The 22,262-nt window shown below is 70.9% G+C and carries 23 protein-coding genes and 1 tRNA gene; 16 read left to right on the top strand and 8 right to left on the bottom strand.

The genetic code is table 11. From position 1 onward, the window contains the following. Nucleotides 1–94 precede the first annotated feature (94 nt). From ABZ911_RS31640 to ABZ911_RS31625, 4 genes are read right to left on the bottom strand one after another with little or no spacing between them, the layout of a single operon-like run. The gene (locus ABZ911_RS31640; RefSeq protein ID WP_358064130.1) at nucleotides 95–553 is read right to left on the bottom strand and encodes a DUF350 domain-containing protein; all 459 of its coding nucleotides are present in this window, start codon (nucleotides 551–553) and stop codon (nucleotides 95–97) included. 19 nt (nucleotides 554–572) lie between these two features. Beyond that, nucleotides 573–1,727 (bottom strand): glutathionylspermidine synthase family protein, encoded by a 1,155-nt coding sequence (locus ABZ911_RS31635; RefSeq protein ID WP_358064127.1) that lies wholly within the window; start codon nucleotides 1,725–1,727, stop codon nucleotides 573–575. Between the two features lie 5 nt (nucleotides 1,728–1,732). After that, nucleotides 1,733–2,182, bottom strand: a complete 450-nt coding sequence (locus ABZ911_RS31630) for a hypothetical protein (RefSeq protein WP_358064124.1) — start codon at nucleotides 2,180–2,182, stop codon at nucleotides 1,733–1,735. A gap of 2 nt (nucleotides 2,183–2,184) precedes the next feature. Then, the gene (locus ABZ911_RS31625; RefSeq protein ID WP_358064122.1) at nucleotides 2,185–2,553 is read right to left on the bottom strand and encodes a hypothetical protein; all 369 of its coding nucleotides are present in this window, start codon (nucleotides 2,551–2,553) and stop codon (nucleotides 2,185–2,187) included. 96 nt (nucleotides 2,554–2,649) lie between these two features. On the opposite strand from ABZ911_RS31625, the gene ABZ911_RS31620 reads away from it, so the two are divergent. Then, on the top strand, nucleotides 2,650–3,672 hold the full coding sequence (locus tag ABZ911_RS31620) for a PHP domain-containing protein (RefSeq protein ID WP_358064119.1): 1,023 nt from the start codon (nucleotides 2,650–2,652) through the stop codon (nucleotides 3,670–3,672). Here the strand turns inward: ABZ911_RS31620 and ABZ911_RS31615 are convergent. Continuing rightward, nucleotides 3,650–4,624, bottom strand: a complete 975-nt coding sequence (locus tag ABZ911_RS31615) for a sugar-binding domain-containing protein (RefSeq protein ID WP_358064116.1) — start codon at nucleotides 4,622–4,624, stop codon at nucleotides 3,650–3,652. The two genes, ABZ911_RS31620 and ABZ911_RS31615, sit on opposite strands and share 23 nt — an antisense overlap. 247 nt (nucleotides 4,625–4,871) lie before the next feature. Between ABZ911_RS31615 and ABZ911_RS31610 the strand changes: the two genes are divergently transcribed. The 8 genes from ABZ911_RS31610 (at nucleotide 4,872) to ABZ911_RS31575 (ending at nucleotide 13,379) form a co-directional block, all read left to right on the top strand. Further along, nucleotides 4,872–5,933 carry a sugar ABC transporter substrate-binding protein gene (locus ABZ911_RS31610; protein ID WP_358064113.1) on the top strand — a complete coding sequence of 354 codons (1,062 nt, stop codon included), beginning with the start codon at nucleotides 4,872–4,874 and terminating at the stop codon, nucleotides 5,931–5,933. A 2-nt stretch (nucleotides 5,934–5,935) separates the two neighbouring features. Further along, entirely contained in the window at nucleotides 5,936–6,721 is a 786-nt protein-coding gene (locus ABZ911_RS31605) for an ATP-binding cassette domain-containing protein (protein ID WP_358064110.1), read from the top strand. Next, nucleotides 6,718–7,956, top strand: coding sequence for a sugar ABC transporter permease (locus ABZ911_RS31600; RefSeq protein ID WP_358064107.1), 1,239 nt, complete (start codon nucleotides 6,718–6,720; stop codon nucleotides 7,954–7,956). The genes ABZ911_RS31605 and ABZ911_RS31600 overlap by 4 nt, the downstream gene beginning before the upstream one ends. Nucleotides 7,957–7,961: 5 nt before the next feature. Continuing rightward, on the top strand, nucleotides 7,962–9,440 hold the full coding sequence (locus ABZ911_RS31595; RefSeq protein WP_358064104.1) for an FGGY-family carbohydrate kinase: 1,479 nt from the start codon (nucleotides 7,962–7,964) through the stop codon (nucleotides 9,438–9,440). Continuing rightward, the gene (locus ABZ911_RS31590; protein WP_358064101.1) at nucleotides 9,437–10,894 is read left to right on the top strand and encodes an FGGY family carbohydrate kinase; all 1,458 of its coding nucleotides are present in this window, start codon (nucleotides 9,437–9,439) and stop codon (nucleotides 10,892–10,894) included. Before ABZ911_RS31595 ends, ABZ911_RS31590 begins: the two co-directional genes overlap by 4 nt. Then, the gene (locus ABZ911_RS31585) at nucleotides 10,891–11,496 is read left to right on the top strand and encodes a histidine phosphatase family protein (RefSeq protein ID WP_358064098.1); all 606 of its coding nucleotides are present in this window, start codon (nucleotides 10,891–10,893) and stop codon (nucleotides 11,494–11,496) included. The genes ABZ911_RS31590 and ABZ911_RS31585 overlap by 4 nt, the downstream gene beginning before the upstream one ends. Next, nucleotides 11,493–12,539 (top strand): 2-hydroxyacid dehydrogenase, encoded by a 1,047-nt coding sequence (locus tag ABZ911_RS31580; protein WP_358064095.1) that lies wholly within the window; start codon nucleotides 11,493–11,495, stop codon nucleotides 12,537–12,539. The genes ABZ911_RS31585 and ABZ911_RS31580 overlap by 4 nt, the downstream gene beginning before the upstream one ends. A gap of 114 nt (nucleotides 12,540–12,653) precedes the next feature. Further along, a complete protein-coding gene (locus ABZ911_RS31575) occupies nucleotides 12,654–13,379 on the top strand; it encodes a YafY family protein (protein WP_358064092.1) in 726 nt (241 codons plus the stop codon). A 259-nt stretch (nucleotides 13,380–13,638) separates the two neighbouring features. On the opposite strand, the gene ABZ911_RS31570 is transcribed toward ABZ911_RS31575, so the two are convergent. Beyond that, nucleotides 13,639–15,177, bottom strand: coding sequence for an alpha/beta fold hydrolase (locus ABZ911_RS31570; RefSeq protein ID WP_358064089.1), 1,539 nt, complete (start codon nucleotides 15,175–15,177; stop codon nucleotides 13,639–13,641). A 192-nt stretch (nucleotides 15,178–15,369) separates the two neighbouring features. Next, a complete protein-coding gene (gene aceE, locus ABZ911_RS31565) occupies nucleotides 15,370–18,117 on the bottom strand; it encodes a pyruvate dehydrogenase (acetyl-transferring), homodimeric type (protein ID WP_358064086.1) in 2,748 nt (915 codons plus the stop codon). Nucleotides 18,118–18,673: 556 nt separating this feature from the next. Here aceE and ABZ911_RS31560 point away from each other — a divergent pair. The 7 genes from ABZ911_RS31560 to ABZ911_RS31530 all read left to right on the top strand — a co-directional run bounded on the left by ABZ911_RS31560 (nucleotide 18,674) and on the right by ABZ911_RS31530 (nucleotide 21,700). After that, nucleotides 18,674–18,856, top strand: a complete 183-nt coding sequence (locus ABZ911_RS31560; RefSeq protein WP_358064083.1) for a DUF1918 domain-containing protein — start codon at nucleotides 18,674–18,676, stop codon at nucleotides 18,854–18,856. A gap of 9 nt (nucleotides 18,857–18,865) precedes the next feature. Next, nucleotides 18,866–19,273, top strand: a complete 408-nt coding sequence (locus ABZ911_RS31555) for a YjbQ family protein (RefSeq protein WP_358064080.1) — start codon at nucleotides 18,866–18,868, stop codon at nucleotides 19,271–19,273. 116 nt (nucleotides 19,274–19,389) lie between these two features. Next, nucleotides 19,390–19,818, top strand: a complete 429-nt coding sequence (locus ABZ911_RS31550; RefSeq protein WP_358064077.1) for a DUF3052 domain-containing protein — start codon at nucleotides 19,390–19,392, stop codon at nucleotides 19,816–19,818. Nucleotides 19,819–19,821: 3 nt separating this feature from the next. Continuing rightward, nucleotides 19,822–20,277, top strand: a complete 456-nt coding sequence (locus tag ABZ911_RS31545; RefSeq protein ID WP_358064341.1) for a peroxiredoxin — start codon at nucleotides 19,822–19,824, stop codon at nucleotides 20,275–20,277. Nucleotides 20,278–20,288: 11 nt separating this feature from the next. Further along, entirely contained in the window at nucleotides 20,289–20,600 is a 312-nt protein-coding gene (locus ABZ911_RS31540; RefSeq protein ID WP_358064074.1) for a hypothetical protein, read from the top strand. Between the two features lie 69 nt (nucleotides 20,601–20,669). Then, nucleotides 20,670–21,611, top strand: coding sequence for an ROK family protein (locus ABZ911_RS31535; protein WP_358064071.1), 942 nt, complete (start codon nucleotides 20,670–20,672; stop codon nucleotides 21,609–21,611). 17 nt (nucleotides 21,612–21,628) lie between these two features. Beyond that, nucleotides 21,629–21,700: transfer RNA gene (locus ABZ911_RS31530), tRNA-Val, on the top strand. 64 nt (nucleotides 21,701–21,764) lie between these two features. On the opposite strand, the gene ABZ911_RS31525 is transcribed toward ABZ911_RS31530, so the two are convergent. Then, nucleotides 21,765–22,262, bottom strand: a 498-nt coding sequence (locus tag ABZ911_RS31525) for a tyrosine-type recombinase/integrase (protein WP_358064068.1), incomplete at its 5' end; no start/stop codon positions are given.

The raw sequence follows: 22,262 nt of genomic DNA, 5'->3' as shown, positions 1-22,262 counted from the left end.
CTCGAGCCGCCGCGTGGTGTCCTCGCGGGTGCGATCCTCGTGGTCGTTCACGCCCTCTAGGGTGCCACCTCCGAGGGCGTGCCGAGCCCGCAGGTCAGATGACGGCGACGGCGGTGATCAGGCCGATCGTCACGTGCGTCGCGGCCAGCAGGCGGGCGCCGGGCTGCAACTCGGCCTCCTTCACCAGCTCGCGCACCGACACCCCGGCCACCAGGTCGAAGGCCAGCATGGCCACGGTCTGTACGGCGATGCCCACCAGCCCGAACACCGCCGTGCTGAGCAGCCCCTCGTGCAGCGCGCCGCCCGAGGACCAGATGGAGGCGGCCACGATGAGCCCCACCGCGATCATGCCGGAGGTGGTGAGCAGGGTGGCGTTGGGGTTGCGCTCGGTCTTGATGATCGCGCTGAGCTTGCCGGGGATGGCCAGGTCGATCACGTAGAAGCCGACGATGAGCAGGATCACGCCGAGGAGCGCGTAGGCGCCGATGGCCAGCGCGCCGCGGCCGAGGTTCTCGGCGAGGGGGGCGGCGACGGTCGCGGTAACCGGGGTCATGGCAGGTCTCTCCTGGGCGCTAGATCTCGATGCGGTGCGGGACGAACGACGAGGTGTCGTCCGTGATCAAACCTGAGGTCTCCCTGATGCCGAGCCCCGCGGACTCGTCGGCGACCATCCAGGCGCCTAGCACGGGACGCTGCCCGCCGAACTCGGGGAGCGGCTCGAAGCCCTGGTAGACGTAGCCTTCGGCGCCGTAGGAGCCGGGGGTGCTGAGGTCCTGCGAGGGCGTCACGATGCGCATGGACGCGCCTTCCCGGCCGAGCAGCGGCTTGGCGATGTGGGAGGTCAGGTCGCGGGGGCCGTCGAGGTAGGCGGGCAGCAGATTCGGGTGGCCGGGGTACATCTCCCACAGGACGGCCAGCAGCGCCTTGTTCGACAGCAGCGTCTTCCACAGCGGCTCGATCCAGGTGGTGGAGGCGGCGTGCCGTACCGCCTGCTGGCCGAAGGGGTCGGCGAGCATCCACTCCCATGGGTAGAGCTTGAAGGCGGAGCGGATGACGCGCTGTTCCATGTCGACGAAGCGGCGGTTGAGCTGGTCCCAGCCGATGTCCTCCATGGCGACCGCGATCGTGCGGAGGCCGGCCTGGTCGGCGGTCTCCTGCAGGTAGGCGACGGTCATCGCCTCCTCGCCGGTCTCGTCCATGTTCGTCCAGGCGAAGTGTGTCGGCCCGGTGGGCAGGGCCAGCTCGCGCCAGCGGTCGATGAGCCGCTCGTGCAGGGAGTTCCACTGGTCGTCGCCGGGGTGGGCGTCCTGCAGCCAGAACCACTGCACGATGCTCGACTCGACCAGGGAGGTCGGGGTGTCGGCGTTGTACTCCAGCAGCTTGGGCGGGTTCACGCCGTCGTAGCGCAGGTCGAAGCGGCCGTACAGGTGCGGGTCGCGGCGCTCCCAGGAATGGGTGATCTCCTGCCAGGTCCACTCGGGCAGCGCGAAGTCACGGAAGCGCCCGGCGCCGATGACGTGCTCGACCGCGGCCAGGCACATCCGGTGCAGCTCCTCGACCTGGGCCTCCAGGGTGAGGATCTCGTCCATGCCGAAGACGTAGTGGACGGACTCGTCCCAGTAGGGCCGGTGCAGGTGGTCGGGGTGCACCGAGCGGTGGTAGGCCAGGCCGTGGCCTTCGATGGTCTTCTCCCAGCCGGGCCTGGGGGTTCCGGTCTCGCGCCGCATCTGTCTCAGGACCCCACAGTCGTACGGTTGCCGAACCCGTCACGGGAGATCTTGCCGCCGCGGCCGACCTCGTCGCCACCTCTGGTGACCACGGTGACATGGCGGGGTCGGGTGGTGGAGCCCTTGGAGACCAGGTTCTTCACCCGCTTGCCGCCGTAGTACCACAGGTAGGCGTGGTGTTTGCCGGTGCCGTCGCACAGCTTGTCGCGCACGACGAGGTAGGTGCCGTCGTCCTCGCTGGAACGCCGCACACAGTGCGCCACCACGTCGTCCTCTTCCTCCTCCAGCCATTCGTCGTAGTCCTCGACGACCTGCTCGGAGGGGGTGTAGCCCTGGGGGGCGGGGTCGGCCTGGCGCCAGGTGGGCTCGGACGGGCTCGCGCAGGAGGCGAGCACGAGCGCGGACACCGCGGTGACGGCGCCGGCCGTGACCGACCGCGACGAGAGCCTGCGCACCCTCAGCCGCCGCTGCTGCTGCCGCGGCCGCCGAATCCGCCACGCTGGATGACATACCCGGTCCGGGAGGTGATCTGGGCGTTCGAGGGGCGCACGGTGGTGCCCTGGACCACCCGGGTACCGAGCCTGGTGCCGGCGTAGTACCAGCCGTAGGCGCCGGTGGAGCCGTGGTAGCGGCGCTCCTCGCAGTAGTCGTCGTCGACCACGACGTAGGAGCCGTCGGGGTTACGCGTGTCGAGGTCCACGCAGTCGGCGCCGACCTCTTCATAGTTGTTCTGTGCCGCGCAGAACCCCACCACCATCAAGGACACCACTCCGACGACGGACAAGGTGACGATCTTCGACGACTTCTGTTTCGGTAGGGCTGCCATCGGGCTCCTGATTCGTAAGCGGCCCAGCCTATCGGTACCGATTCGCCCGTTTCAACGTCGAAGGGAAGGCGCTGGTTCCCCGGGTACATTGCCGGAATGAAGCCGGTCGAAGCCTTGCGCGACATCGCCTTCCTCCTGGAACGTGCCGGTGAGCCGTCCTACCGCGTGCGCGCCTTCCGCCGCGCCGCCGCCGTCGTCGAGGACCTGCCCCCTGACGAACTGGTACGGCTGGCCCGCTCCGGCGCCCTCGGCGACCTGCCGGGCATCGGCAAGGTCACCGCCCTGGCCGTCACCGAGGCGCTCGACGGCCAGGTCCCCACCTACCTGCGCAGGTTGCGCGCGACCGAGGGCACCGACCTCGACGAGGAGACCAGGGCGTTGCGCGCGGCGCTCAAGGGCGACCTGCACAGCCACTCCGACTGGTCCGACGGCGGCTCGCCGATCGAGGAGATGGCGGCGGCGGCCAGGGCCCTCGGCCACGAGTACTGGGCGCTGACCGACCACTCGCCGCGCCTCACCGTCGCCAACGGCCTGTCGCCCGCCCGGCTGCGCAGGCAGCTCGACCTGGTGGAGCGGCTGAACCGGGAGCTGGCGCCGTTCCGGATCCTCACCGGCATCGAGGTCGACATCAACCCCGACGGCACCCTCGACCAGGACCCCGAGCTGCTGGCCCGGCTGGACGTGGTGGTCGCCAGCGCGCACTCCAAGCTGCGGATGAACTCCCACGAGATGACCCGCAGGATGGTCACCGCGGTCGCCGACCCGCACGTCGACGTGCTGGGGCACTGCACGGGCCGGATCGTGAGGGGCGGCTCCAGGCGCAGCGGCCTGCGGCCGGAGTCGGAGTTCGACGCGGAGCTGGTGTTCGAGGCGTGCCGCAGGTTCGGCGTGGCCGTGGAGATCAACTCCAGGCCGGACCGGCAGGACCCGCCGAAGCGGCTGATACGGCTGGCCTACGAGATGGGCTGCGTGTTCGCGATCGACTCCGACGCGCACGCCCCCGGCCAGCTCGACTGGCTGTCCTTCGGCTGCGAGCGGGCCGCCCGCTGCGGCGTCGAGCCCGCGCGGGTGGTCAACGCCTGGCCGCTGGGCGAGCTCATGGAGTGGACGGCGGTCTGAGCGCCGCCGAGGCGAGCAGCCCCTCGGCGGTGGCCACGTCGGTCACCAGCCGGTTGAAGTAGCCGCCGCGCGCGCCGGCCACGATCGACAGGATCTTCTCCGCGCCGACCGCCACCGCGATGGAGACGGGGATGCGCCGCAGCTCGGCCAGGCCGGTGGCGACCAGCCGCTCGCTGCCGGGGTAGCCGACGGCCTCGCCGTCGCGGTCGTAGAAGCGGGAGCAGACGTCGCCCACGGCCTGGCGCAGGCTGGCCGCGTCGGAGGGCACGAAGGCCGGGATGGTCTGCCGGGTCACCGGGGCCGAGCCGATGCCGACGATCGCGCACTTGGCCCGCCCCCACAGCGCGGTGATGCGCTGGAAGGACGGTTCGTGCTGCAGCGAGCGGAACAGCTCGGGGCCGGGCAGCGCGGGCGCGTAGAGGTAGCTGGGCACGCCGCCGACGCGTTCGGCCAGGATGCGGGTGGTCTCGTTGGTCTGGAACCAGGGCTGCGGCTCCTCCTGGCCGCCGACGGCCGGGGCGATGACGACGCCCGGCAGGCGGCCGAGCTCCTCCTGGGCGCACTCGTAGATCGTGGTGCCCGAGGAGACCAGCACCACGTCGCCGGACTCCAGCCCGGCCGCGGCCAGGGCGCGGGCCAGGCCGGGGGCGAGCCACGGCCCGAGCCGCCCGCCGGCGTTCGGGACGAGGTGCACCTCCTGCAGCGCCAGGGCCCTGGCGACCTCGGCGGCGAGCAGGCCGTCCTCGAACCTGGCGGGGCGATGCACCTTGATCTCCACGATGCCCTGCCGGCGTGCCTCGGTGAGCAGCCTGCTGACCGTGGCCCGGCTGACGCCGAGGCGTTTGGCGATGTCAGCCTGGGTAGCGTCCTCGAGGTAGTACTGCGAGGCGGCCGCGTACATCAGCTCGTGCGGAAAGCGCGTCACCGCCGTGACCGGGCCGGGGGCATTCATCGCGCGTACTCCTGTTCCCGCGTGGTGCGTGGAGGGCCGGGGCAAAGCTTCGCACATCGTTTCAGCTCGCAAAAAGCCTGAACACATGTGCTGGACAAATATTCTGTCACCACGCTAGCGTGTGCGCACCAACAGGGCGGCTCGCCCCGTTGTGAGACTCGCCAGACGCACGGAGCGGCATTTCGGGGGCGTCACGGTCTGGCGACCGGAAAGCGTCCGGCACGGGCGCGGTGAGTAAGGAACTGCTGTGAAGAAAGCTCAGGTAGCCGCATTGGCGGCGTTGGCACTCGCCCTCAGCGCATGTGCCTCCGAGGCAGGCGACACCGGTACGGCCGGCGGCGGCGCGGAGAGCGCCAAGGTCGCCTTCCTGATGCCGGACCTCGCCTCCACCCGATACGAACTCGCCGACCGGCCCCGCTTCGAGGCCAAGATGAAGGAGCTGTGCTCCGGCTGCACGGTGATCTACCAGAACGCCGACTCCGACGCCGCCAAGCAGCAGCAGCAGGCCAACTCCGCGCTCACCCAGGGCGTCAAGGCGATCGTCCTCGACCCCGTCGACTCCGCCGCGGCGGCCACCATCGTCAAGACGGCCCAGGCGCAGAACGTCGCCGTCATCGCCTACGACCGCCCGATCCCCGACGCGAAGGCCGACTACTACGTCTCCTTCGACAACGAGAAGATCGGCGCGCTGATCGCCCAGTCCCTCGTGGACCACCTCAAGAAGGAGAAGGCCGAGGGCGGCCTGCTCCAGGTCAACGGCTCGCCCACGGACGCCGCGGCCGGCCTGATCAAGAAGGGCATCCACAGCGCGGTCGACCCGAGCGGCTTCGAGCTGCTGGCCGAGTACGACACCCCCGACTGGCAGCCGGAGAAGGCGCAGCAGTGGGTCAGCGGTCAGATCACCCAGTTCAAGGGCAAGATCGCGGGTGTCGTCGCGGCCAACGACGGCACCGGCGGCGGCACCATCGCCGCCTTCAAGGCCGCCGGCGAGAAGGTGCCGCCGGTGACCGGCAACGACGCCGAGGTGGCCGCCGCCCAGCGGATCATCGCCGGCGACCAGTACAACACCATCTCCAAGCCCATCAAGATCGTCGCCGAGGCGTCCGCCGTGGTGGCGTGGGAGTTCATGCAGGGCAAGAAGCCCGCGGGCAAGACCACCCTGTACGACACGCCCTCGGAACTGTTCACGCCGACCGTCGTCACCAAGGAGAACCTCGCCGAGGTGCTGTTCACCAGCGGCGAGATGAAGGCGGCCGACGTGTGCACCGGCAACTACGCGGCGGCCTGCGCGGACCTCGGGATCAAGTAGCCATGTCCGCTCAGCAGAACGTCCTGTCCCTCCGCGGGGTCACCAAGACCTTCGGAGCCGTCGCCGCGCTCACCGACGTCGACCTCGACGTCGCGGCGGGCGAGGTGGTGGCGGTCGTGGGCGACAACGGAGCCGGGAAGTCGACTCTCGTCAAGATCCTGTCGGGCGTGCACCCGGCCGACTCCGGGACGATCACCTTCGAGTCGAAGGTCGTCGGCATCCCGACGCCCGCCGCCGCCCAGCACCTGGGCATCGCGACCGTCTACCAGGACCTGGCGTTGTGCGAGAACCTCAACGTGGTCGAGAACCTGTTCCTCGGCCAGGAGGTCCGCCCGTTCCGCCTGAACGAGGTGGAGATGGAGACGCGCTCGTGGGAGCTGCTGCGCCAGCTCTCGGCGAAGATCCCCACGGTGCGGGTGCCCGTCGCCTCCCTGTCCGGAGGACAGCGCCAGACGGTGGCGATCGCCAGGTCGCTGCTGGGCGACCCGAAGGTCATCATCCTGGACGAGCCGACGGCCGCCCTGGGTGTCGCCCAGACGGCCGAGGTGCTCAACCTCGTCGAACGGCTCAGGGAGCGCGGCCTGGGCGTCATCATGATCAGCCACAACATGGCCGACGTGCGCGCCGTGGCCGACACCGTCGCGGTCCTGCGGCTCGGCCGCAACAACGGCGTCTTCGCCGTCAAGGACGTCACGGCCGAGGACCTGATCGCGGCCATCACCGGGGCCAGCGACAACGTGGTCGCGCAGCGGGCGGCCCGCCGTACCGAGGGAGGGGTGCGTCCGTGAGCGTCACCGACACCGCGAAAGATCTGCAGGACGAGCGTCTGCTGGAGCGCCAGGGCGTGCGCGGCGTGCTCGACGGGGTGATCGACAGGGCCCGTGGCGGCGATCTCGGCATGATCCCCGTGGTCGCGGGGCTCGTGGTGATCTGGACGGTCCTGCAGATCCTCAACTCGTACTTCCTGTCCAGCGCCAACCTGGTGAACCTGGCGATGGAGAGCGCGGCTGTCGGCGTCATCGCGCTCGGCGTGGTGTGCGTGCTGCTGGTCGGCGAGATCGACCTGTCGGTCGGCTCGATCAGCGGACTGTCGGCCGCCATCGTCGCCGTGCTCTTCGTCGACCAGGGGCTGCCCGTGTGGGCCGCCATCCTGGGCGCCGTCGTCGCCGGCGCCGTGATCGGCTGGCTGTACGCCCAGGTGTACAACCGGTTCGGCGTGCCGAGCTTCGTCGTCACCCTGGCCGGCCTGCTCGCCTTCCTCGGCTTCCAGCTGTGGGTGCTCGGCGCCAAGGGCTCGATCAACCTGCCGTTCGACTCGGGCCTGGTGTTCTTCGCCCAGCTCGCCTTCGTCCCGGCCTGGCTGTCCTACGTCCTGGTCGCGGTCGCCGCGGGCGGCCTGTTCGCCACCGGGTTCCTGCACGCCAGGGAACGGCGCGGGGCGGGGCTGTCGTTCAAGAGCGTCAGTACGCTGCTCGCCCGCTCGGCCGCCCTGCTGCTCGCGCTCGGCTTCGTGGTCTGGTACCTCAACCAGACGCGCGGCGTGGGCTGGATGTTCGTCTTCTTCGTCGCGCTCGTCCTGGTGATGCACTACCTGCTGACCAGGACCAAGTGGGGCAGGGCGGTGTACGCGGTCGGCGGCAACACCGAGGCCGCGCGCCGCTCCGGCATCAACGTCAAGGCGGTCTTCACCTCGGCGTTCGTGCTGTGCACCACGTTCGCCGCGGTGGGCGGCATCCTGGCCGCGGCCCGGCTGGCCGCCGCCAACCAGAGCAGCGGCGGCGGCGACGTCAACCTCAACGCCATCGCCGCGGCCGTCATCGGCGGCACCAGCCTGTTCGGCGGGCGCGGCACCGCCTTCGGCGCCCTGCTCGGCATCATCGTCATCCAGTCCATCTCCAGCGGCCTCACCCTGCTGAACCTCGACTCCTCCTTCAGGTTCATGGTCACCGGCGCGGTCCTGCTGCTGGCCGTGGCGCTGGACTCGGTGGCGCGCAAGTCGCGCACCTCGCACGGCAGGGCGTGAGCCCGGTGGCCGCTATCTGCGTCGACGCCGGCACGACCCTGATCAAGGCCGTCGGCTACGACGCGTCGGGAGCCGAGGTCGCGCTGGCCCGGCGGGAGGCGGGCGTGATCCGCCGCGCGGCGGCCACGGCCGAGCAGGACATGACCGCCGTCTGGGACGCCGTCGCGCAGAGCGTGCGCGAGGTCGCGGCGGCCCTCGACGAGCCCGCCGACTTCGTCGCGCTGACCGCCCAGGGCGACGGGGCCTGGCTGGTCGACGAGACCGGCCGCCCCGCCGGCCCGGCCATCCTGTGGAACGACGGCAGGGCCGCCGGGATCGTCGAGGAGTGGGCCCGCGACGGCGTCGTCGAGCGGGCCTTCCGCCGCAACGGCTCGCTGACCTCCTCGGGCCTGCAGCACGCCGTCCTGGCCTGGCTGCGCCGCCACGAACCGCGGCGGCTGGAGCGCTCCAGCGCGGTCCTCACCTGCGCCGGCTGGATCTTCTCCCGGATGACCGGCGAACTGGCCGCCGACGAGTCCCCCTTCATGGACGCCCGCACCCGCGCCCACACCCCCGACCTGCTCGACGAGTACGGCATGCGCTGGGCCGAACGCCTCCTGCCCGCCCTGCGCGCCGACACCGACCGCGCCGCCGACCTGACCGGCGAGGCCGCCGCCGAACTGGGCCTGCCCCCGGGCACACCCGTGGTCCTCGCCCCCTACGACATCGCCGCGACCGCGCTCGGCGTCGGCGCCGTCCAGCCCGGCCAGGCCAGCAGCATCCTCGGCACCACCCTCTGCACACAGACCGTCGTCGACGCCCCCGGCCTGACCGGGGAGCCCGCCGGGATCAACGTCGGGCTCGGCGTCCCCGGCCGCTACCTGCGCGCCTTCCCCACCTTCTCCGGCGGCGAGGTCGTGGGCTGGGCCGCCCGGCTGCTCGGCCTCGGCGGCCCCGCCGAACTCGCCGACCTGGCCGACGGCGCCGCGCCCGGCGCGGGCGGCCTGGCGTTCCTGCCCTACCTGTCCCCGGCCGGCGAGCGGGCGCCGTTCCATGACCCGCTGGCCAGGGGGGCGCTGCTCGGGCTGTCGTTCGAGCACGGGCGGGCGGAGGTGGCGCGGGCCGTACTCGAAGGGCTCAGCCTGGTCATCCAGGACTGCCTGGTCGCCGCGGGCGGCCGGCCGCGGGAGCTGCGGGTGTGCGGGGGAGGCGCGGCCAGCGCGCCGTGGCTGCGGCTGATCGCCGACGTCACCGGGCTGCCGGTGATCCGCTCGGCAGACGCCGAGGTGGGCGCCAGAGGCGCGTACCTGACCGGCCTCGTCGCCACCGGCGCCGCGCCGGACGTCGACGAGGCGGCCCGCCGGCACGTACGGCTCGGCCCCGCCCGCGAACCCGACCCGGGACGCCGGGCGCTCTACTCACAGATGTACGAGGACTTCCTGACCGTGCGCGAGATGAACACCCCCACCTGGCCCGTGCTCACCCGGACGCGAGGCCGGTCATGAACGACGACGTCTGGATCGGGATCGACCTCGGCACCCAGAGCGTGCGGGTGATGGCCGTCACCGGCGCCGGCGAGGTGGCCGGGGCGGCCGGCCGTACCCTCACCAGCAGTCGTGACGGGTCGCGGCACGAGCAGGACCCGGAGCAGTGGTGGCGCGAGCTGGCCGCCGCCGCGCGGGAGGCGCTGGCCGGAGTGCGGCCGGGGCGGGTGCGCGGCGTCGCCGTGGACGCCACCTCCGGCACGATCCTGCTGACCGACGCCGCCGGCAGGCCGCTCACCCCCGGCCTGATGTACGACGACAGGCGGGCCGCCGGCGAGGTCGCCCGCGCCGACGAGGCCGGGGCCGAGGTGTGGGCCAGGCTCGGCTACCGGCGCATGCAGGCCGCCTGGGCGCTGCCCAAACTGCTGTGGCTGCTGCGCGAACACCCCGGACTGCCGTCCGGCGCGCGGCTGGCGCACCAGAACGACTTCGTCAACCGGCGGCTCGTCGGCCACGAGGTCGCCACCGACCTGAGCAACGCGCTGAAGACCGGCGTCGACCTGGTCCGCGAGGAGTGGCCCGCCGCCGTACTCGACACTCTCGGCGTCCCGGCCACCCTGCTGCCCGACGTGGTACGGCCGGGCAGCACGCTCGGCGCCGTCTGCGCCGAGGCGGCCGGGCTGACCGGCATCCCTGAGGGCACGCCGGTGATCGCCGGGACCACCGACGGCTGCGCCGCCCAGCTCGGCGCGGGCGCGACTCGCGTCGGCAGCTGGAACACCGTGCTCGGCACCACCCTCGTCCTCAAGGGCGTCAGCCGCGAGCTGATCCACGACCCCCTGGGAGTCGTCTACTCCCACCGCGCGCCGAGCGGCGACTGGCTGCCCGGCGGCGCCTCCAGCACCGGCGCGGGCGTGCTGGCCCGCGAGTTCGCCGGACGCGACCTCGACGACCTGAGCCGCCGCGCCGCGAGCCGCCAGGGGCTCACCGCGACCACCTACCCGCTGGTCTCGCCCGGCGAGCGCTTCCCCTTCAACGCGCCCCGCGCCGAGGGCTTCACCCTCGGCACCCCCGCCGACGACGTCGAGAGGTACGCCGCAGTGCTGCGCGGCGCCGCGTTCGTCGAGCGCCTCTGCTTCGACTACCTGGACCTGCTCGGCGCGCCGGTGGACGGCGAGATCATCCTGACCGGCGGCGCGACCAGGAGCGACTACTGGAACCGGCTGCGCGCCGACGTGCTCGGCCGCCCGGTGACGCTGCGCGAGAACGCCGAACCCGCCCTCGGGATGGCCGTGCTGGCCGCCTCCACCGGCGGTCAGGCGCCCGACGGCATGATCCGTACCAGGAGCGTCGTGGATCCCCGACCGGACCACGGTCTCGGCGAGGCGTACCTGCGCTTCGTCGAGGAGCTGGCCGGGCGCGGCTGGCTGCCCGCCCACGCCGCCGCCCACGCCCGCGAGAGGACCTCCCGATGACCGACCTGGTGCTCGTCCGCCACGGAGAGACCGTCTGGCACGCCGAGAACCGCTACGCCGGGCTCAGCGACATCGCGCTCACCCCGCGCGGGATCGAGCAGGCCGCCACCCTCGCCGCCTGGGCGCGCGGGGCGGGCCTGACCGCCGTGTGGTCCTCCACGCTCGGCCGCGCCCGGCGGACCGCCGAGGCGACCGGCCTCGGGGTACGGCTGGACGAGCGGCTGCGCGAACTCGACTTCGGGCAGGGCGACGGGTTGACCGCCGCCGAGATGCGCGAACGCTTCCCCGAGGCCCGCGCCGCCTTCGAGGCCGACCCCGTCGCCCACCACCTGCCCGGTGGGGAGGACCCCCGCGAGGCCGCCGAACGCTTCGTGGCCTGCCTGCGCGACATCACCGCCGCCCACCCCGGCGGCCGGGTGCTCGTGGTCGCGCACACCACCGCCATCAGGCTCGCGCTGTGCGCGCTGCTCGGCGTGCCGCTGAAGGACTACCGGCGGACCTTCCCGAACCTGCGCAACTGCGCCATCACCGAGATCCGCCTCGAGGCGGGGCACACCGCGTTCCTGCAGTACAACTCGCCTATCTCCTGGAGTTCCTCGTGACCATCCGCGTCCTTGCCGCCGGCGACCAGTTCGTCCTCAACCGCCTGCTCATCGACGCCCTGCGCCGCGAGGTCCCGGCCGAACTGGAGATCAGCGAGCTGGAACTGCCCTGGCCCGTCGTCCCCTTCGGCCGGGTGGGCGAGGTCGACGAGGCGTCCGACGTGGAGGACGAACTGATCGAGTCGCTGCGCGGCGTCGACGTGTGCGTGACCCAGATGGCCCCGCTGACCAGGCGCGTGCTGGAGGCCTCGCCCGACCTGAAACTGTTCTGCGTCAGCCGGGGCGGTCCGGTCAACGCCAACCTGGAAGCGGCCACCGAAGCCGGGGTCGCCGTCACCTTCGCGCCCGGACGCAACGCCGTGGCCACCGCCGAGCACACCCTCGCCATGCTGCTGGCCGCCACCCGCCGCATCCCGCCCACCCACGCCGACCTGGCCTCCGGCACCTGGCGCGGCGACTACTACGTCTACGACAACGTCGGGCCCGAACTCGAGGGCGCCACCGTCGGCCTGGTCGGCTACGGCGCGATCGGCAGCCGGGTGGCCAGGATGCTCACCGGCTTCGGCGCCCACGTGCTCGTCTTCGACCCCTACGTATCCCAGGACCTGCTCGGCTCCGCCGCCGAGAAGGTGGAACTGGACGAGCTGCTGGCCCGCTCCCGGTTCCTGTCCCTGCACGCCCGCGTCACGCCCGAAACCACCGGCATGATCGGCGCGGCCGAGCTCGCCGCGCTGCCTCGCGGGGCCGTGGTGGTCAACTGCGCGCGCGGGGCGCTGCTCGACTACGACGCGCTGTGCGACGCGCTAAACTCCGGGCACCTGTTCGGGGCCGGACTCGACGTGTTCCCCGCCGAGCCGATCCCGGCCGGGTCTCGGCTGCTGACCACGCCGAACATCGTGATGACACCGCACCTGGCCGGGGCCAGCAAGGAGACGGCGGCCAACGCGGCCCGCATCGTGGCCCAGGAGGTGGCCCGCTACGTCCGCGGCGAACCCCTGGCCCACCAGGCGGCGGGCCCGGCCCTGACCGCCGCCGGGGGCTGACGCCTCCTCCTGCGACGGCACTCCGCGGTGGCTCTGGGTGTTCAGCCGAGCGTGAAGGAGGTCTCCCCCTGGGGCGACGGGGAAATGTCGGTGGCGCGGCGTAGCGTTCCGGATGTGAACCGTACCGATCGGCTCTACGCGTTGGTCGAGGACCTGCGCGCGATCTCTCCCCGGTGCCGTTCCGCTCGCGAGCTGGCCAAGCGGTTCGACGTGAGCGTGCGCACGATCGAACGCGACATCTCCGCCCTGCAGCAGTCCGGCGTGCCCATCTACGCCGAGCCGGGCCGGCGCGGCGGCTACGCGATCGACAAGAAGGCGTCGCTGCCGCCGCTCAACTTCACCCCCGCCGAGGCCGTGGCGATCGCGGTGGCGCTCAGCAGGGCGGGCGACCAGCCGTTCGCCAGGCAGGCGCGCAGCGCCCTGCACAAGCTGGTCGCCGCCATGCCGGGCACCGAGGGCGACCTGGCCCGCGAGCTGGCCCGCCGGGTGCAGCTCGTCACCCCGGCCGAGCCGGACCCGGACATCCAGCCCCTGGGCCCGGCGGGCATCTCCCGCACCATCGAGGACGCCCTGCTGCGCCGCCGGGTGCTGCGGCTCGACTACGCCGACCGGAAGGGCGCGCTCACCTCCCGCGACGTGGAACCGGGCGTGTTCCTGGGGGGCCGCGGCGGGTTCTGGTACTTAGTCGCCTGGTGCCGCCTGCGTGAGGACGTCCGCGTCTTCCGCCTGGACCGCATCGCCGGGGCGGCGACGACCGGCGAGCGCTGCCCCGACCGGCCGCTGGAGGGGTTCGCCACCGAGGTGCCCGAGATGATCGTGCAAGGCACCATGCTCGACTGACGCAGCGATAAATCAGTGGAAACACCGACATAGGGTTGTCGCCTGGCGGATATATCGTTCAAATGTTCGAGAAGCTACGCCGAGCCCCCCGAGCGCCGAGTCTTTCCCCTCGGCGCCCGGAGCCGCCGCGCCGGAGACCTTCCCCACCGGCCTGGCCAGCGGGCCGGCGTGGAGTGGCCGCCCCAGCGCGCGGCCCTCACCCTGGGCTCGCCGCCGACCGCCGAGTGGCGGCGCGCCCAGGACGATCACCCGGGGACGGTCACGCCGCCGGGCAACTGGCGCCCTTCTGCGGGACCCGCCCGTCGTTCAGGTAGCTGTTGACCACACCCTGCACGCACCGGCTGCCCGACAGGTAGGCACCGTGCCCCTCACCCTCGTACGTCACCAGCGTCGCCGTCTTGAGCTGCGCCGTCAGCTTGGGCCCCCACTGGTACGGCGTGGCCGGGTCACCCTTGCCCGCCACCACCACGATCGGCGCGGACCCCGTCGCGTCCACATGGCGCGCCTCGTCGCTGCCCGGCGCCGGCCACACCCCGCACAACGAGCCCGCCCCGGGCCCGCCGAACAGCGGCGAGATCTTCAGCGCCTTCTCCTCGGTGCGCAGCAGCTCCGCCGCGTCCGGCCGCTCGGCCGTGTCGACGCAGGTGATGGCCGGGAAGCTGGTCATCGCCGTGGTGTAGGTGCCGTTCGGCTTGCGGCCGGTGTAGCTGTCGGCGAGGTAGAGCAGGGACTCCCCGTTGCCCGCCATCCCCTGGGCCAGGGCGGTCTCCAGCAGCGGCCAGGTCAGATCGGAGTACAGCGCCGCGGCGACCGCGGTGCTCGCCAAGCCCTGGGTGAGGTCGCGCTGGCCCACCTTCAGCGGCTTGGCGGTCAGGTCGTTCATCAGCTTGCCGACGTTGCGATCGGCGGCGGCCACGTCGGGGCCGAGCTCGCAGACCTGCTTGACGCAGTCCTTCAGGAAGCTCTGGTAGGCCTTCTGGAATCCGGCCGTCTGGACGACGGTGCGCTGTTCGAGGGTGACGCTCGGGTCCAGCGGCGCGTCCAGCACCATGCGGCCCACGTTCTTCGGGAACTTGGTGGCGTAGACGCCGCCGAGTTGCGTGCCGTACGACATGCCGAAGTAGTTGAGTTTGGCGTCGCCGAGGGCGGTGCGCAGGCGGTCCATGTCCTGGGCGGCGTTGACCGTGCCGACGTACGGCAGGACGCGGCCGGAGTCGCGCGCGCACAGCTCGGTGAACTGCTTGTTGGCCGCCGCCATCTTCGCGCGTGTCTCCGGGTTGACCGGCTGGGTGTTCATCGAGGTGAAGGTGTCCATGTCGGCGCCGTTGCCGCACCGGACGCCCGCGCTGCGCTCGACGCCGCGCGGGTCGAAGCTGACCAGATCCCAGCGCGTGTTGAGACTCTCGAACGCCTTGGCCGCCTGCGCCATCGTGTCGACCCCCGACGCGCCGGGGCCGCCGAAGTTGAACACCAGCGACCCGAGCCGCTTGCCGGGGCCCGTGGCGGGCACCCTGATCAGGGCCAGGTCCAGACTCTCGCCCTCGGGAGCGGCGTAGTCGAGTGGGACGGCCAGTTTGGCGCACTGCAGGGCGGAGTTCGGCGTGGCCGGAGCCTCCCCGTCGGGCTGGACGATGTCGGTGCACGCCCCCCAGGCGATGGAACCCGCCTGAGGCATGCCGCCGGTGGCGGTGCCCGGACTGCCGGTGGCGGCGGGCTTGGGCGTGTCGGCCGTGGTGCCGCAAGCGGCCAGCGATGTGAGCAGGCCCACCGCTGTGGCGGTCAAAAAGACGCTGCGCATGGAATTTCCCCCAAATTCGAGCACAGCAGGCATCCTTTCATACGGTGGGTGAGAGCCCGGTAACAGGGTGAGGCGGCAAGCCCCCCTCCTGAGCCTGCCGCCTCATCTGACCAGACGCGGTCACGGAGTGTTCATGACGCGACTTCGGCATGAAAAAACCGCCCGGGATTCCGGGCGGTTCTCTCGGCTGTCTCAGACGCCCATGGACTGGGTGTCGTTGCTCTCCGCGCCACCGGCCTCGGTGACGCCGTTCTTGAGGTGGTAGCGCGAGATCGCCTCGCGCAGCACCTCGGCGTCGAGCTCGCCCCGCTTGACGAGCTGGGTGAGCACGGCCAGCGTGATCGACGCGGCGTCCACGTGGAAGTGCCGGCGCAGCGCCGACCGGGTGTCGGACAGGCCGAACCCGTCGGTGCCCAGCGAGGACCAGTCACCCGGCACCCACTGCGCGATCTGGTCCTGCACGGCCTTCATGTAGTCGCTGACGCCCACGAACGGCCCCTGGGCCCGGGACAGGACCTGGGTGACGTACGGCACGCGAGGCTCGGCGTCGGGGTTGAGCAGGTTGTGCTCGTCGCAGGCCAGCGCGTCGCGGCGCAGCTCCGTCCACGAGGTGGCCGACCAGACGTCGGCCGACACGCCCCACTCCTCGGCCAGCAGGCGCTGGGCCTCCATCGCCCACGGGCCCGCCACGCCGGAGACCAGGATGTTGGCCTTCGGGCCGTCCTGGCGCGGGGCGTCGGCGAACTTGTACAGACCCTTCAGCAGGCCGGCCACGTCGAGGTTGGCAGGCTGGGCGGGCTGCAGGTAGGGCTCGTTGTAGACGGTGAGGTAGTAGAAGACGTTCTCCGGCTGGTCGCCGTACATCCGGCGCAGGCCGTCCTTGACGATGTGCGCGACCTCGAACCCCCACGAGGGGTCGTAGGAGACGGCCGCGGGGTTCGTCGAGGCGATCAGCGGCGTGTGGCCGTCCTCGTGCTGCAGGCCCTCGCCGTTCAGCGTGGTACGGCCGGCCGTGGCGCCGAGCAGGAAGCCCCGGCCCATCTGGTCGGCCAGCTGCCACATCTGGTCGGCGGTGCGCTGCCAGCCGAACATGGAGTAGAAGATGTAGATCGGGATCATGTGCTCGCCGTGCGTGGCGTACGACGAGGCGGCGGCGATGGTCGAGGCCATCGAGCCCGACTCGCTGATGCCCTCGTGCAGGATCTGACCCTCGGTCGACTCCTTGTACGACAGCAGCAGCTCCCTGTCGACGGCCTCGTAGGTCTGGCCGTGCGGGGAGTAGATCTTGGCCGTCGGGAACATCGCGTCCAGGCCGAAGGTGCGCGCCTCGTCGGGAATGATCGGCACGAAGCGGTGGCCGATCTCCTTGTCCCGCATGAGGTCCTTGAGCAGCCGGACGAACGCCATCGTGGTGGCGACCTGCTGCTTGCCCGAGCCCTTGCCGAGCAGCGAGTAGACCTCGTCGCCGGGCAGCTTGAGCGTCTTGGCGCGGACCACGCGCTTGGGCAGCACACCGCCGAGCGCCGCGCGCCGCTCCTTCATGTACGCGATCTCCTCGTCGTTCTCCCCGGGGTGGAAGTACGGCGGCAGGTCGCCTTCGAGCGCGGAGTCGGGGATCGGCAGGTAGAGCCGGTCGCGGAACTCCTTCAGCTCGGCCTTGGACATCTTCTTCATCTGGTGCGTGGCGTTGCGCGCCTCGAAGTCCTTGCCGAGCGTCCAGCCCTTGATGGTCTGGGCGAGGATCACAGTCGGCTGGCCGACGTGCTCGCGGGCGGCCTTGAACGCGGCGTAGACCTTGCGGTAGTCGTGGCCGCCGCGCGACAGCTTGCGGATGTCGTCGTCGGTCAGGTGCTCGACCATCTTGCGCAGGCGCGGGTCGCCGCTGAAGAAGTGCTCGCGGATGTACTCGCCGGACTCGACGGAGTACGTCTGGAACTGGCCGTCGGGGGTGCTGTTCATCTGGTTGACCAGCACGCCGTCGACGTCGGCGGCCAGCAGCGGGTCCCAGTCGCGGCCCCAGACGACCTTGATGACGTTCCAGCCGGCGCCGCGGAAGTAGGACTCCAGCTCCTGAATGATCTTGCCGTTGCCGCGCACCGGGCCGTCGAGCCGCTGCAGGTTGCAGTTGATGACGAAGGTGAGGTTGTCCAGCTCCTCGCGCGAGGCCAGGCCGATGGCGCCGAGCGACTCGGGCTCGTCCATCTCGCCGTCGCCGAGGAAGGCCCACACGTGGCTGCGGCTGGTGTCCTTGATCTTGCGGTTGAGCAGGTAGCGGTTGAACCGCGCCTGGTAGATCGCGCCGATCGGGCCGAGGCCCATGGAGACGGTCGGGAACTCCCAGAAGTCGGGCATGAGCCGCGGGTGCGGGTAGGAGGGCAGGCCGTGGAAGCCGTGCGAGAGCTCCTGCCGGAACGCGTCGAGCTGGGCCTCGTTGAGGCGGCCCTCCAGGAAGGCGCGGGCGTAGATGCCGGGCGCGGCGTGACCCTGGAAGAAGACCTGGTCGCCGGACTCGCCGTGGTCCTTGCCGCGGAAGAAGTGGTTGAAGCCGACCTCGTACAGCGACGCCGCCGAGGCGTAGGTCGCGATGTGGCCGCCCACGTTGGTACGGGCGTTGGCCCGGGAGACCATGACCGCGGCGTTCCATCGGATGTAGGCGCGGATGCGCCGCTCCACGTGCTCGTCGCCGGGGAACCAGGGTTCGCGCTCCGGCGGGATCGTGTTGATGTAGTCGGTGCTGCGCAGGCCCGGCACGCCGACGTGGTGCTCGCGCGCCCGCTCCAGCATGCGGAGCATCAGGTAGCGGGCGCGGGTGCGCCCCTCCGTCTTGACGACGTTGTCGAGCGACTCGAGCCACTCGTTGGTCTCGCTGGGGTCGACATCAGGCAGTTGGCTGGGTAGGCCGTCGCTGATGATCGAGAAACGCTGGCGTCCGGAAGCCACTGGGTCTCGCCTTCCGAGGATGACTGATGTCTGGTCTGGGTCGCCTTCCATCCTGGTCTCTTGCTCCGGAAAGTGCGACTCTACTCACCGGTAACCAGAACGTCCCTGCTGGCAGTGCGACCATGGTGGCCTAGACCACCGATCGTAGGACGAATCGCCACCAAAGGTTACATCGAGGTTCGGATTTATCAAGACCAGAAAAGTCACGAAATTTCGCACCAGAGGGGTTCGCTGGTGTGGGGAGGTTCACACACTCTTGACACCTGATGTGACCGACCGAGCCTAGAGCAGGTCCGATGCCCCGAGACCCGCCCATGCGCCCGGGGGCAGCTTGTCCTCCGCGTACCGCGACCCCTGGGGCCTCCTGGGTGGCCTTGGGGTCGCGTTGCCCGCCCGGAGTGCTCGCCGGGGACCCCAGGCTCTCGCAGGGGGCTTACAGGCCGCCGCCCGGTTCCCTGATCACCTCGCTTGCGCGGCGTAACGTTTCGGCCATGGTTCGACCTCCCTCTCATGGGGGAGGCTGTTCGTTTCCGGCCCGCCGTACGAGGGTGGAGGTATGAACGCGATGGCAGGAGACCGGATCCTCGTCCATGGGAAGACCGTGGGCGAAGCGGACCGTCATGGAGAGATCATTGAGGTCCGCGGCGAGGACGGAGGTCCTCCGTACATGGTGAAGTTCGACGACGGCCACACCGGTCTGGTGTTTCCCGGCCCGGATGCGGTCATCGAACACAAGTAGGATTCCCGTGTGAGATCCCAGCTCATCTCGCTGACCACCGGGTCACGCGAGACGGTGCACGACATCACGGCCGAGTGTGACGCCTTCGCGGCCGCGTCCGGCGGCGACGGGCTGCTGCACGTCTTCGTGCCGCACGCGACCGCCGGGGTGGCACTGATCGAGATAGGGTCGGGCAGCGATGAGGACCTGCTGTCCGCCCTGGGCGACCTGTTGCCCGCCGACGAGCGCTGGCGGCACGCCCACGGCTCACGCGGGCACGGCCGGTCCCATGTGATGCCGGCCTTCATTCCGCCCTACGCGACCGTCCCCGTGCTCGGGGGCCGGCTCGCACTGGGCATGTGGCAGTCCGTGGTCATCGTCGACCTGAACGTCGACAACCGGGAACGCCAGGTTCGCCTGTCGTTTTTGTCTGGTTGATCCTTGGGGTCTACGGCCGTCCTCGTGGCGACCGTTGACGACTGAGGGTCACAGCGTGTGGACTGTCCCGAAGCGACAACCGCATAAGCGGGGCCATTCAAGCAGGAGGGATAAACGTGAGCGCGACCGCGGGTCAGGCGCAGGGCGAGCGCGGCCTGGCCGAACGACTCGGCCTCAAGCCGGGTCAGGTGGTGCAGGAGATCGGTTGGGACGAGGACTCCGACGAGGAGCTTCGCGAGTCCATCGAGGACCTGACCGGCAACGAAATGGTGGACGAGGACAGCGACGAAGTCGTCGAAGTCGTCCTGCTCTGGTGGCGGGACGGGGACGGGGACCTGTTCGACGCCCTCAGCGACGCCATGAGAGCACTCGCAGACGCCGGCCAGATCTGGCTGCTGACGCCCAAGGCGGGGCGTGACGGCCACGTCGAACCGAGCGACATCGGCGAGGACGCCACGACGGCGGGCCTCTCCCAGACCAGCAGCATCTCGGCCGCCCCCGACTGGTCGGGGACCAGACTCGTCGCGCCCAAGGGCCGGCGCTAGACGATCGTGGGTTCTGTCGAAGTGGGCTCTCCTGCCCCGGATTTCGAGCTGAGGGACCAGCACGGCACTCCCGTGAAGCTCTCCGGCTTCCGGGGCGGGAGAGTCGTTCTGATCTTCTATCCACTGGCGTTCACCGGCGTGTGCCAGGGCGAGCTGGCGCAACTGCGCGACGACTTCATCCCGTACGCGCCGGCGGACGTCCAGGTGCTGACCGTCTCAGTCGACTCCATGTTCACCCACCGTGCCTGGGCGGACCAGGAGGGATATTCCTTCCCTCTGCTATCCGATTTCTGGCCACACGGACAGGTCGCGCGGGCGTACGGTGTCCTCGATGAGGAGAAGGGGCACGCGGTGCGTGGGACCTTCATCATCGACGGCGAGGGCGTGATCCAGTGGTCGGTCGTCAATCCGATCGCCTCGGCACGCGACGTAGCCGACTACCTCAAGGCACTGTCGTAACGGAGGCCACGATGCCCTGCTACCGCTGCGGGGCCCGGCAGACCGACCCGGTCCGAGGCGCCAGCCCGTGGAAGCGCGGCGTGCGCAGCGAGACCCAGGTGCTCATCTGCCCGGACTGCCAGCACTCGCACGAGCCGGAGCTCGACACCTGCGGCTCGTGCGGGTCCACCACGCTCATCTGCCGGCTCGGCGAGGTCGAATGCCGCGCCTGCGGCCAGGTACGGCTCGCACGGGCCGAATCCCAGCTCGTGACCTCGGGCGCGCCCCCCGGACTGTCGGCCGAGGTCGAGGCCGCACTCAACCGCGTCCTGGGCCGCGCCTGACATCTCCCGATATGCGGGTGCGCTATCGTTCATAGCCGTTCACCTGCGAGACCCTTCGGGATGCCTGCTATGAGTTCCTACGTTGTCGCGCTCGACGTCGGTGGCACGTCCATGAAGGGCGGCCTCGTCAGCGAGTCGGGAGAGGTGCTGCTCACCGAGCGCCGCCCCACACCCCGCGCCGACGGGCCCGACGTGGTCGTGGGCGTCATCCGGGAGTTCATCGCCGACCTCGCCGCACGCGGCGGCGGCGGCCCCGCAGGCGTCGGCCTGGCCGTCCCCGGCCTCGTCACCGCCGACACCGCCCTGTACTCCGCCAACATCGGCTGGCGCGACGTGCCCGCCACCGCCTTCACCGGCCTGGACGTGCCCGTCATGCTCGGCCACGACGTCCGCACCGGCGGCCTGGCCGAGAGCGTCCTCGGCGCCGGGCGCGGCATGACCGACTTCCTGTTCCTGCCGATCGGCACCGGCATCGCCGGAGCCATGATCGTGCACGGCGAGCCGTACGGCGGTGCCGAGGGCTGGGGCGGCGAGATCGGCCACATCCCCGTCTTCCCCGACGGAGAGCCGTGCGCCTGCGGCCAGTTCGGCTGCCTGGAGACGTACGCCTCGGCGGCATCCGTGGGGCGGCGCTACAGCCAGCGGTCCGGCGTCGCCGGGGCCAAGGCCGAAGAGGTGGTGTCCTCGGACGACCCGCTGGCCATAGAGGTGTGGGACGAGGCCGTCGAGGCGCTCTCCCTCGCCCTGGCCACCTACACGCTGCTGCTCGACCCCTCCATGATCGTGCTGGGCGGCGGCCTGGCCGAGGCCGGGCCCGCACTCTTCGACCCCGTGCGTACCCGGCTGGTCAAGCGCCTGGCCTTCCGCGAGGCGCCCCCGCTGGTGGGGTCGGCGCTGGGGGTCAACGCCGGGATGCTGGGCGCGGCACTACTGGGCTGGCGGGCCGCGGGGCGGGGGGAACTGGGGGCTTCGTGGACAATGGATGTGCGACCGACGCCCGGGGTGTCGTAAGGTGTAGTGCCGATCAGGGGCGGTTAGCTCAGCGGTAGAGCACTCGCCTTACAAGCGAGGGGTCACTGGTTCGAACCCAGTACCGCCCACCTGCGAAAAAGCCCCGTCTCCGATCTTGGAAACGGGGCTTCGTGCCATTAGCGTGCCATTCGCTCACCGGGTGAGCGTTCCTGAAGATCCATTCGCGTCGGTCGGGCTGAGCTGATTGATCTTGTCGTCCAGTGCGTTGGCGATCTTTCGGTCTGTTTCGGCGGTACTGTGCTGATAGATCATCGCGGCGCGTACGGAGTCGTGCCCCATGCGCTCCATGAGGTCTCTCAGGCTCGCCCCAGATGCCGCCGCGAGCGTGTTTCCCGTGTGGCGCAGATCGTGGAAGTGCAGATCCTTGTGACCGATCTTCCGTGTGTTCTTCGACCAGTCGGCCGCTCGGCGGAAGTTGCTCCGCCGGAAGGTGCCGCCTCGTGCCCCGGTGAAGATCAGGGCTTCATCGCCGGGATCGGCGAACTCGTCAAGGCGACGGCTGCGCCGTCGCACCCGTGCGGCTCCCCGCCCGCGCTGCGGCCTGTCCTGTTCAACACCGTGTACGGCCTGCGTGACGTCGACCCCGTCGCTGTGGACACCCAGCGCTCGTTCGGCTTCGGCCGCCTGGCC

It is taken from the genome of Nonomuraea sp. NPDC046570, from assembly GCF_040645915.1.
Taxonomy (GTDB): Bacteria; Actinomycetota; Actinomycetes; order Streptosporangiales; family Streptosporangiaceae; genus Nonomuraea.
Note: the sequence above shows the minus strand (reverse complement) of the source record. Positions and strands in the feature narration are given on the sequence as shown.

Bases quoted from the DNA above. Each gene is read 5' to 3' on its own strand.
- ABZ911_RS31640 (WP_358064130.1), bottom strand. From the start codon at position 553: ATGACCCCGGTTACCGCGACCGTCGCCGCCCCCCTCGCCGAGAACCTC.
- ABZ911_RS31635 (WP_358064127.1), bottom strand. From the start codon at position 1,727: ATGCGGCGCGAGACCGGAACCCCCAGGCCCGGCTGGGAGAAGACCATC.
- ABZ911_RS31625 (WP_358064122.1), bottom strand. From the start codon at position 2,553: ATGGCAGCCCTACCGAAACAGAAGTCGTCGAAGATCGTCACCTTGTCC.
- ABZ911_RS31620 (WP_358064119.1), top strand. From the start codon at position 2,650: ATGAAGCCGGTCGAAGCCTTGCGCGACATCGCCTTCCTCCTGGAACGT.
- ABZ911_RS31615 (WP_358064116.1), bottom strand. From the start codon at position 4,624: ATGAATGCCCCCGGCCCGGTCACGGCGGTGACGCGCTTTCCGCACGAG.
- ABZ911_RS31605 (WP_358064110.1), top strand. From the start codon at position 5,936: ATGTCCGCTCAGCAGAACGTCCTGTCCCTCCGCGGGGTCACCAAGACC.
- ABZ911_RS31590 (WP_358064101.1), top strand. From the start codon at position 9,437: ATGAACGACGACGTCTGGATCGGGATCGACCTCGGCACCCAGAGCGTG.
- ABZ911_RS31585 (WP_358064098.1), top strand. From the start codon at position 10,891: ATGACCGACCTGGTGCTCGTCCGCCACGGAGAGACCGTCTGGCACGCC.
- ABZ911_RS31570 (WP_358064089.1), bottom strand. From the start codon at position 15,177: ATGCGCAGCGTCTTTTTGACCGCCACAGCGGTGGGCCTGCTCACATCG.
- ABZ911_RS31560 (WP_358064083.1), top strand. From the start codon at position 18,674: ATGAACGCGATGGCAGGAGACCGGATCCTCGTCCATGGGAAGACCGTG.
- ABZ911_RS31540 (WP_358064074.1), top strand. From the start codon at position 20,289: ATGCCCTGCTACCGCTGCGGGGCCCGGCAGACCGACCCGGTCCGAGGC.
- ABZ911_RS31535 (WP_358064071.1), top strand. From the start codon at position 20,670: ATGAGTTCCTACGTTGTCGCGCTCGACGTCGGTGGCACGTCCATGAAG.